Below are 8,641 nucleotides of genomic sequence, written 5' to 3'. Positions count from 1 at the left end.
TCTGCAATGAGGCCGCATTGCTACCATCCACATTGCCTACTGGCGTGATCGCCAAGATTGGCGTGATTGGCATTGAGTGGCTGCTGTCATCTGCGCCTGTGTTACCTGACAAATCTTGATAGTCTTTCACCACCAAGCCTACGGTCAGCTCTGACGTGACGGGCACGACAACGTCACCAGTCCAGACTTTCGCATCCGCTGTCTTGGTCAGTGTGAAGGCGGAACCACCCAGCTCTGCACTCGCTGCTTGCAGCGCTTTATCAAACTCCAGTGTGACCGCGACATTTTGCCCTTCCAACTGGTGCGTTGGATTGAAGGTCGCACTGGTTAAGGTTGGCAATGCCTGCGATAGCGTTAAGGTGCTCGTTTCTGTGACCTCGACATTGGATGCGTTGGTCCCCGTCACCACCACGTTGTAGGTGCCATTTGTCTCACCACTGATGTCCATCGCGTTGCTCGTCCAAGCCCCGCCGCTTTGCACCGTGGCATTGCTGCTCACGATAGGCGTTTCAATGCCTTGCGCTTTGATTTCTACGTTCACCGTTTGGCCATCAAAGCGTGTTGACGTCCCCGCAATCTGCAATGAGGCCGCATTACTGCCATCCACATTACCCACTGGCGTGATCGCCAAGATTGGCGTGATTGGCAATGTATATGACGTATTATCCTCACCCACATTACCTACTAGGTCTTTATATTGACTCACCACTAAGCCAACACCGAGTTCTGGTACGTCTGGGACATTAACGGTTCCGGTCCAAACTTTCTTATCAGCAGGATCAGCCGTTAGCGAAGTAACATTGTTCGCACCTAATGTTGCCGTTGCTTCTTGTAACTCTTTGTCAAACTCAAGCTTAACGTCTACTGCCTTTCCAATTTCTTGATGCAGTGGATCAAACGTTACTTTAGTAAGCGTAGGTAACACACCTTCTACCCCCAGAATCAAACTATCCCCTTTTCCGGGGATATTGTTGATGCTCTTATAGCTTCCATCATCGACCCGTATGGTTATGTCTATATTTTCTCTTTCTGGTGTTATGTATCTGACTGTCCAAGTTATGTTGTCAGTGGTACTCCAAGATAAAGGTTTTAACTCACCGCCATTATTCTCATCTAACTTTACGTCTGAAATATCAAATTCTGTGACTTCTTCAGTAAACGTAAACGTAAGCGGGACTTCGACGCCACCAGCCAAAGGTGTGCTTGCAGTCGTCGATATTGTTAGCTCAGGGACTGTCGCTGCCACCACTTCGTAAGTTGTCTGTCCATCCTTTTGATTGCCGACAGCATCAGTCGCGATTACTTTTATCGTGTAATTTCCTGGCGATAATAAGTAGTGAAACACATAAGGGTCGCCATCGTTGGTAGGCTCCGTGATTGACTGTGGCCCTACTGCTAGACCTGAGCCGTTGTCAGCTGTTGATGCTACTGAACTTAAGTTTTTGTCTGTTACCTGAGCAGTTACATCCAACTGATATTTGCCATCATCTGTCGCTTTGTCATCCTGCGTGGTATCGACAATCGACACTTCAGGGTCTTCATAATCAACAACTGATGCGATACCCTCGGCATTATAAGTGTTATTAAAAAGCGTAAAGTCTTTAATAGCACGTCCCATTGAGTCAGTGACTGTCACTTTGTATATGTATTCAGCTTGGTCATCAATTGCAAAATCCATGGTACCAGTCGCGCTTGACGACACAATATTGCCGTTGAAGTTAAGCGGGTCTCCGGTAGTTGGAACCATATCAATGAAATAATGAGTTGCCTTGACATGCTCCCCCTCTGTAGACGTAATCGTGAACGATTGACTCTCTTTAGTGAATGCTAGCTTGCCTCCCAGCAAGCTAGCCATATCATTAAATGAGAGACTAATAGTCGGCGCAGTCAGATCGATAGTCTTGTTTTCACTACTCTGGTTATCTACCGCATCAGTCGCGATTACCTCAACCGTTATTTGATCACGACCTAAGAGCTGATCTTTGGATAGCTCGAAATAAGTCATGTTTTCCGTTTTTTCTTCTTCAAAGCCAAGCGCTCGCACAGTGTACTTAACCTTAGCTAAACCACTGACGTCATCTTTCATCTCGACAAAAGTGAACCTAACTTTGTCATCTGGTTGCTCAGTAACCGTGATCACATCTCCAATGACAGGAGCAGTATTATCGAATCTAATATCTTTAACGGCTTTACTTCCACGGTTATCCCAAACATCTGTGACAGTCACATTTACAGTTAATGCCTTGTTTTCTAGAGAGCTTTCCAATTGTTCACTAGAAAATGTTGAACAGCGATACTTGTCATCATCAGCACAGGTTGTGAAATCTCTGAAGTTGTCAGCATTATTTTTTAAGTCATAGAACTCTCCACCAAAGGTAACACTGACGTTTTCTATATCCGAGTATTCGGCAAGCTTAACTCTAAAATCTACATCGAGAGTTTTACCATTTAGTAGCTCCCCTTCTTGAGGGCTTGTAATTTCAACTACCGGCTTTTCAGTTGGTAATATGAATTCAAACTCATGCTCTGCTGCTAAGTTGCCTGCATTATCAGTAATGTTGGAAATTTTGTAGGCATGCGTAACCGCCGTCTTTTGAATAATATCGGCATACTTTTCTTTGTAACGGCAAACAGCTTCACCATTGGCATTCAAAACACAACTCTCAGCGCTAAACGGAATAGCTCCAGTCATTCTAATTAACGTTGGGTAATCCGCGTTGTCGGTAATATTTACTCCTGACAACTCATCTTTAAATGTAAGGTCGAACGCTAGATACTTTGTATTGGTTGGGTCATCTTTTAAATAGGTCACCTCATAACCCTGAAATACGTATTGATCCGTTTCAGGTGAAACTGTCTTTGGAGCCTCTGCATCCATCATTTTAAAGTCAAACTTCCGCACTGCTTTGGCCCCATTCGTGCCCGTAGTTTGGACAATCAAAACAGCAGGTGAATACGAATCATTTTCCGAGTCAACGCTACAACTAGGCTCTTGTCCCAAAGAAATATTCTTCACGCCAGAAGTAGGCTTTTCTCCACTAGGGGGGGCATCGTCACCATTGTGTTCCTGACGAACCCAACACTCTATGCTTTTTGCTTTTACTTCACTTTTAGTTACGAATTTGACGTCTAATACCCCGTCAGACACATAGTTCTGAAAATCTTTAGGCTCATCAATATCAATAGCTACACCATTACGCTGGACGCTTAACGTACGGTTAATGTTGCTAACTAGTGGAGTACCGTTATGTTGGACATTATTTTCAATACTAATACTTAACGCATAGTTCCCATCAAGACTTAGGTCAGACTGGGTTAACGTCGCTTCCCAAGTGTCCTCTGAACCGTCGACTTTAGAAAATGGAAAGTCTGTCGCTTTACTTTCACCCGAGTATTTATAAGTAGATTTAATTTCTTTAACACCACTCACATCGGTTACTTTTAACGTCAGCTTGATGTCACCTTCGTTATATACAACTCGGTCAATTGGTTCACCACTATCTGCGTAAGCAATCGTAAGATCCCATTGGGGAAGCTTACTGCTCACGTTAACTAAAAAGTCGCTTGTCGATGAGTTGCCACGAGTATCTGAACCTTTAACTCTAATTGTATGCTCACCATCACTTTGCCCACCTAAAGGAATTTTAAGAGCGTCGGCATTGACTATTTTCGTCCCCGGAGTTCCCGGAGCTAGTTCACCATCAAATATCCAATACTCTAGACTTTCTCGATCTACTCCTTCAGGAGAATCGTTGCCATTCGGGCCTAAGTCTGTAGCTCTCAGTTCAAAAATATAATCACTATTGTAATAACTATTAACATCGTACCCCATCAAGCTAAATTCTGGGCCTTGATTATCAAAAACTACACTATTTGTATTCGATTGACTTTCAAAACCATGAACATCTTTTGCTTTAACATAGAGACGGATGCGATTTCCTTCATTCAGGTCAATATTCTTAGTCTCATCTTCCACAAGTGGCATTTCGAACTTTTGACTTGGGTTCTCAGGCTTAAACGTTTTTAACACTGTAGGGTTATCTACCTGGAACAAGGATACTTCTTCAATACCGGAATCATCTGTCACAGATTCAAAAAGCACATTGAACTCACGTCCTACTACGGTGTTTTCTTTATTCAAAGCGTCTTCAATCCAAGGGGTAGAAAGTAGAATTACTGGTCCCTTATTATCAACTTGAAAGCTGAACGTCCCCTTCCTACTCTCGTTTGCTGGATAGGCTTTATCCGTTGCCGTTACATAAAATTCATTTTTGGAATCGTAATTAAAGGCTTCAGCAACCAATTGAACTTTAACATCCGGCTGCTCGCCAATGAGGTATGGTTGATCACAAACGCTTGTTTCAGGATCGCAAGCTTCTAACGTTTGGGATTGACCTGAGCCTTTCCTTAGTTCGACTTTTACATTGCTACCTTGACTAAGATCACCCCAATCGATCACCGGAGTCCAAACATCGTTGCCACCCAATCGCTCTGTAATTTCCACATCATTAACAACCGGTGACTCAGAGTCGATATAAATACGAAACCTTGGGGCCCCATTGTCGGCATCTGATACCGCGTTCCCCAAGTTATCTTCGGCACTAACTACCGCTAACCAGTCACCATCTCCTGGGTTAATTGTTGTTCCTTGAGTCGAGCAATCTTCCTGACCGCATAGGCGTACGACAAACCGATCGCTTTGGTTAGTATAAAACTGCTCATATGAAACTGGGTATCTTTCGCCAGATGTCTTATAGAAAAGTAAGCTACGTTTCTCGAGTTTGTCATCAACCACATCCTCCAACTCAAAAGTTAGATCGTGGATGTTATTTTTAATACTCAGATAAACATCTTCCCCTATAGGGTTTTTATCTGGACCTATAGGAGGGATGTAACTCGCATCGGGATAGTCATTGTCCACATACAAACGCTCTACAAGAGGCTCGGCCTCAGTATATCCATTACCTTTGGTATCGAATACCGCTGTCTCCAGTGCAAACTCGATGATATCGGTGAGATCTGCTGATTCTGTATTTAAGGTAAAGAAGTACTCTTTTCTAAATTTGTTACTATCGCCAGATTCTTGTGGTTTAAGTTCCAATGGAATAGCAGTATTAGGGTCACCCATGGCATACCACATGCTTTGGAATTTCGGGGCTTGGTCACCTTCCTCTACAACCCCAGATGGATCTTCTAACACTACTCTAGATACCACTTCACCCGCGACATAAAGCTTGTCGCCAACCATTGTTTCGCGGCCAGTCTCGATTGTTAACGTTTGTTTCGGAGGGTAAATATCAATACTGCCGCCACCACTATCAAAGATATTGTCTTCGCTAAGTTTAGGATTAGCCGTAGAAATATCATCGGCATAAAGCTGAGCAATATTATCTGGGATACCGTATTTTTCAGTCATGATGTTGTAGTAGGACTGAGCAAGATCTTTGCGGTAGGTATCAGATTTAAATACATAACCATCTAGTTGGATTTGGTTCCCACCATCACCAATACCGTTTGCTTTACCATCGTAGCTAAGATCGTCATAAATAGCGGAAGCGAAATCAGAAGAGTTATTACGAGGTGTGTCCTGAGCTAAGTCATCAATTGCTTCAACAAGAAAACGATGCAGGTAGTCGTTAGATAGATCGCTAGGAATTGGCTCCTTCAGCATCTCGTTTGTAGCGTAAGCCGTTACGGTTGGATCGAATCCAAAGAATGAATCATTACCGCCAGCTAGCGCGTATTTCACTTCCGTAAGAATTTGCGAGGCGCGTTCTGATGTTTTGTCACCGGCTTCTACCTGATTCCAACGATAATCAAACAAACCTGTCTGGTAAGTGGCAAGCTCGGTCACGTAATACGTATTCGAACCGTCAAGTTCAAAATATGCGCCGATATTGGCATTATTTAGATTAACGCTCGCTTTAGCGCCTGCATCGTCTTTCCATTGATAGTAGTGAGGGTCCGTCCCTTCTACACCAATTAAACGTACTCGCATGAATTCATAATTGACAACGTCCGTCGTGGCTTCACACGAAGCCACATCAAGCGCGGTAGTTTGATCACTTTCTGGTTGCTGAATGGTGGTACAACTTGCTAGAGAGGTAAATTCGCCATTTGGGTCCAAACCTTCTAATTGCACACGTGCCCCAATGAAAGGAGTCACAACCGTCATCGTAGGTAGGTCAAAACTACTTCGGAAATAAACTTCTTGAGTCGCACTTTCGTTGTCGGATTCGTCGATAGTTTGAATCACCAGTTTCTGACTGGCGTTTTCTGAAACGTTTTTAAAACCATCACCAAGTACCTCTTTTACGAAAGGGACGTAGTAAATAACTTCATCGACTCTGCCTTCGCTATCTAAAATAGTTTCGTGAGGGATACTCGCGGTGATAGTGTCCGTCGAGGCCAAGGTTTGTGTTGTGTTTTGAAATGCGTAGTTGTTGTCATTGTTTTGGCTTACGTAGTACTTCACGACTAGTTTAAGTTTGTCAGCACTTGAGCCTAAAACCGTATCGGAGTTCACATCAGAAACTCGAACTCGTACGTAAGGGATCTTATTCTCTTTCAATACGTTGACGTGAAAATCGGCGAAATCAACGCCATCAATTGATTTTAAGCCAGAAGCAGCATAGACATAATCGATCTTCAAGTAGTCTCTACTCGACTGAACATTGTCTGATGTATAAGTATCTTGCGTGTAAACCCCTTCGTACGTAGACCTTTCTCCATCGACGGTCACATTGACGTAGTTCATCGATGCCCCTTCAGGGTATGTAATGATCTGAGCAGGCGCTTGATCGTCACGGCTTACTGCATGCTGGTACTCACCGACGTTTTCTTTGGTATCGGTCGCCTTGATATCGAACGTAGTCGTAGATAAGAAATCGTCTGTCGAATACGGTTCGTTAAACTCACAAGCGCTGCCCGACTCTGCGGTCACAGGAGAACAAGACACATCTTTCGGTAGCCCACTCTTAAAAGATACGCTGACAGATTTAATGTCTTGAGACGCTTCTTTTACTATACCTTTTAATACGTACTCTTTAACTACGTTGTTAATAGCGCTTGCCGAAGTAACAGAAATGACAGGTGCATCATTATCCCACTCAAAATTAACGTAATGACCTGAATTGCTACCAGGAACAAGTTCATTGCCTAAAACATCTGCCGTGTAAAACACCAAACGAGCAGCAGTCACGTTAGAAAGGTCGGTTTCTGAGTCAACCTCAACGGCATCAATAGCTTTTGTATCGACACTTACTTTGATGTTTGCTTCACGAACACCAACTTCAAATTCGCTTGCGTCTACCGAACAAAACTCACTGCCAGAAGTCTGTTGGTCGTTACATTTGAATTCGCCTGACCAAGCACCATGTAATTGGTATTCCACATAAGCAGAAACAGATTGAACACCGATATCGTCATTAAGTCTGATATCTACGCTATCTGTTCTTGCTAATACATCACTATCGGTGCGCGTTACGGTTGGTGGTGTTGTATCGATTTCGGTTTCATCGCGTGGTGGAATAACACCATCGGTCGTACCATGACTTCCCAAGTCATTAATTTTTTGACTAAAAGCAACGTAATCATCAGCATCCGTCCCTGAGATATTAAGCTCTGGGTCGTTCACTACAATCAAAACGTGTTGAGAAAGGTCTTGAGTGTAAACGTCGCTAGTAATTCTCTGCTGACCAAACGTAAGCGGCGTCACTGCACCTGTCGAGTCACTGATTTCTAAGCCGTCTAGAAGACCATCAGCGATGACATCACGAAATTGAATATCAGCAAAATGCATTGAGGTATAGACGTTATCTTCTGACTGATCGTATTTTTTAATAAGGTCATAAGAAAATGAAGAGTATGCTGTTAGCAAAGCCCCGTATTGGTGACCAGGAGTGGCAAAGCTACTTTGACCACCTTTCGTTATGTCAATCGGAGTGGTTTCATTGACATTGAACCCGTACATCCCATTGATACTATCTAAGGCTTCAGAGACCGCATCTGAGCCAGATTCGCCGCCAGAAATCTTATACTTAGCTAAACCAGAAACGATATTAGTCAGTGGTGTGAGCATTAATTTCTGATCGCTACCTTCACTAAAATTCACTACCCCTTCTAAGCGCAAAGTCTTGCCCGCGCTCGATGACACAATTTCTTTTGTGAGAGGATCGGTGTAGCTACCTTGCTGCGCGACGACATACAAAGGCATCGAAGAGGATTCGAATTCAAGCTTGTAATCACCAAAGGCATCAGAAGTCGTACCCGCAAGCAATCTGCCGACTTTTCCATCCTTGTATTCAAACACCTCGATCTTGGCACCGTTGACTGGAGCGTCAAAAACGTTACCTGAGATGCTTCCTGTATTCCTAGCTGGCGGGGTGTTATCACCACCATCCCCACCACCACATGCACTCAATAAAAGTGAAGCAGCCATGAGACCTAACGTTGGTTTTAGTGTATTTTTAGTGAACATAGTAATTTGGCAGAGTCTATTTTGCCGAGATTATATTATTGTCTGGAATTTTCTCAACGTGACAAAATAACCATTAAATCAAACATAAACGCTAAGAAAATAGGTAGTTTTAAACCTCTTTAGCAGCGCTACTTCACATCTATCGTTATTTAATTAGTAAAA

The 8,641-nt window shown here is 43.4% G+C and carries 1 protein-coding gene; it reads right to left on the bottom strand.

Going from position 1 to position 8,641, the window contains the following annotated elements; genetic code table 11:
* The coding region (locus tag L1076_RS24900) for a tandem large repeat (protein WP_237304685.1) at positions 1–8,440 on the bottom strand (8,440 nt) is incomplete at its 3' end.
* Positions 8,441–8,641 lie beyond the last annotated feature (201 nt).

Source organism: Vibrio sp. MMG023, from assembly GCF_021654215.1.
Taxonomy (GTDB): domain Bacteria; phylum Pseudomonadota; class Gammaproteobacteria; order Enterobacterales; family Vibrionaceae; genus Vibrio; species Vibrio jasicida.
Note: the sequence above shows the minus strand (reverse complement) of the source record. Positions and strands in the feature narration are given on the sequence as shown.